The following is a 2,519-nucleotide window of genomic DNA, read 5'->3' on the forward strand; positions in this document are numbered from 1 at the left end:
AAACTCGAAAAACGCATTTGATTGCGTGCTATTCCTATGATATGTTGCATCTTTAAATATACAACTTTTCTGCCTTATATCTTAAAAAGATGTAGTATATTTGAAGGAAATAAACGGAAGTTTTTTCACAGACTGACGTTACCTGCAAGCTTAAAAAACAAAGATTGACAACAAAAAAAGAAATATTAGAACATTATCAAAATGGACAAAGATTCTACCGAAACGTGGATTTTGGAAATGGAGAAACTTATGCCGAAAGCAATTTTGAAGAAGCGATCTTTGAAAACTGTTATTTTGGAGTAGATTTTTCAAATTCCAATTTTAGAAACGCAAGATTTTCGGATTGTAATCTTAAGTCAACAAATTTTAATAATTGCGATTTAATAAAAACGGAATTCATAAATTGTCTTGTAGAAGGAATTGAATTTGGTAAATCAGATACTTCTAGTTTAATTTTTGAAAATAATACAAACTTTGGAACTGAAGTCAGAATTGATGCTAAAACAAATAAACTAACGAATTTTACGTTACCATTGATAGCCGAATTATATGAGAATATTCCTGATTTTGAAATATTAAGCGACCATTTGTCTGATGATTTACTTTATGTGGTTTTTGGAGACTTGAGTCTTATACTTTCTGAACAAATAACTGAATTAAAAAAACCAAATAAACTGATTATAGATTCGTTCAATTTCTTTAATTATTTAGGAGCTAAAAACAATAAAGAAATCGATAATTTATTAGTTGTTGGAATTTACGAAGGTCTATACTGGAGTAAAAAATGTAATGATTTAAGTAGAGAATTGCTAAAAGAAAGAACAAAAGAAGTTTACGAATATTGGATGATGAATGGAAATATTAAATCTGACTACTGAAAAAAGCCAGCAGGTAACAGCGGTTTTGCGAGATTGCGAAAAATGTGCTAAATTCACGTATATCTTTCGCAAGAAATTTTATCTTAGCAGAAAGACCTCGGTTCCGAAGTTTGCAACCTCGCAAAGCCGCAAAACGTTGTGCGTCATTATAGTAGAAGCGCTTAAAAACAGAAACTTATGAGAAATATCTTTATCGTTTTACTTCTACTTTTGATTAACTTTAGTTGTAAAAATAATAGTGAATTTGAAAAAGAGAATTTAGAAAAAGAACTAATAAAACTGCCGCCTCCGCCAAAAAAAATTGACGAAAATAGTTTGGTTGGTTTTGCTTGTTATTATTCAGGGAGAAAATCTAAACCAGTTGAAAATATAACAGAAATAATAGAAAAGAAAAAATTTGAAGAACTTAAGAAAAAGATTATCAGTAATAAACCCGCAGAAAAGTATTTAGCAACTTTCGCTTGTATCAAACTTCTCGAAAAAGGAATCATAAAATTGAATAATGATGAGCTAAACCAAATTGATGAGAACAAGCGAAGCGACGTAGAAATATATTTCTGTGGAGGATGCACTGAAGCTGAAAATTATAAATTATCTAAGCTGTTATCTGAAAAAACAGAATTCACTTCTGAAGTTGAAAATTGGTTTAACCGAGTAAAATAACGAACGCACAACAGCGGTTTGCAAAAATGGCGAAATATGTGGTAAATTCACGTTTATCTTTCGCAAGATATTTTATCTTAGCCGAAAATAATCGGTTACGAAGTTCGCCACTTCTGCAAGCCGCGACACGTTGTGCCTCAGTTTAGTATAGCCGAAACGAAAACGAAAAAATATGATATTATTTGTTGATAAAATAGAAGAATTTGATTTAGGTGGATTTACAACAGACATCAGAAAAGCTGAATATATTTTAGCTGTCCATAAATTGAACTTTGAAAAAATATTAAGTGAAACACCAAAAACAACCGAATTGCCTTCTGGGATGTTTATTAGTGGAAGATATATTGTTGCGTTTAACATAAGTTGGAATTTAAAAAATGTAAATATTGGTTTTATAAATTATCAAACTGATTTAGACAAACATTTTGATGTTTTCGCTGATTGTTTGTCACCTAAAGCAGTTGCTGGATTCCATACACTAAAAGAGAAAATAAAACTAAAAGACCAATCCGAATTGAACAAAATTGAACTTTCCTCCGATAACTCAGATTTTGTAATAGCTTACAGAAATTATATTGAACATCGGAATCACCAATAATAATTAAATCAGAATCGGTTTTTATCTGAATGAATTTTGACATAATAAATAATTTTAAAATTGAATTCGCTTGAAATCGGTGCGGAAACTAAACCGAAGTATTATAAATAAAAAACCGAAGGCACAACAGCTGTTTTGAGATAGCTGGAGTTTAGTGGAATTACCGTTTCGCATCATTTTTTCGTTAAGCCGAAAAATTAGCGGTTACGATTTTCCAGCCATCTCAAAGCAGCGGAGACGTTATGCCTCAGTTTGGCAGAACCGAAACTGAGGCGGTAAAATTTAATATAAACCTTAATAATAAATAAAATGACAAAAATTTTCGTAGCAAACATTACTTGTAATTCATTAATAGCAGAAACTAATCTGAAAAAATATGT

Annotated in this window: 4 protein-coding genes; 3 read left to right on the forward strand and 1 reads right to left on the reverse strand. The window is 30.5% G+C overall.

Features of this window, described 5'->3' with window-relative positions; translation table 11 throughout:
- Positions 1-164 precede the first annotated feature (164 nt).
- The 3 genes from P8M54_RS04670 (at position 165) to P8M54_RS04680 (ending at position 2,139) form a co-directional block, all read left to right on the forward strand.
- Positions 165-878: a pentapeptide repeat-containing protein gene (locus tag P8M54_RS04670; protein ID WP_300285711.1), complete on the forward strand. Its 714-nt coding sequence runs from the start codon at positions 165-167 to the stop codon at positions 876-878.
- Positions 879-1,055: 177 nt separating this feature from the next.
- A complete protein-coding gene (locus tag P8M54_RS04675) occupies positions 1,056-1,541 on the forward strand; it encodes a hypothetical protein (RefSeq protein WP_300285713.1) in 486 nt (161 codons plus the stop codon).
- Between the two features lie 172 nt (positions 1,542-1,713).
- Positions 1,714-2,139, forward strand: a complete 426-nt coding sequence (locus P8M54_RS04680) for a hypothetical protein (RefSeq protein WP_300285715.1) — start codon at positions 1,714-1,716, stop codon at positions 2,137-2,139.
- 197 nt (positions 2,140-2,336) lie between these two features.
- On the opposite strand, the gene P8M54_RS04685 is transcribed toward P8M54_RS04680, so the two are convergent.
- Positions 2,337-2,519, reverse strand: a 183-nt coding sequence (locus P8M54_RS04685; RefSeq protein WP_300285717.1) for a hypothetical protein, incomplete at its 5' end; no start/stop codon positions are given.

It is taken from the genome of Flavobacterium sp., assembly GCF_029242675.1.
Lineage (GTDB): Bacteria > Bacteroidota > Bacteroidia > Flavobacteriales > Flavobacteriaceae > Flavobacterium.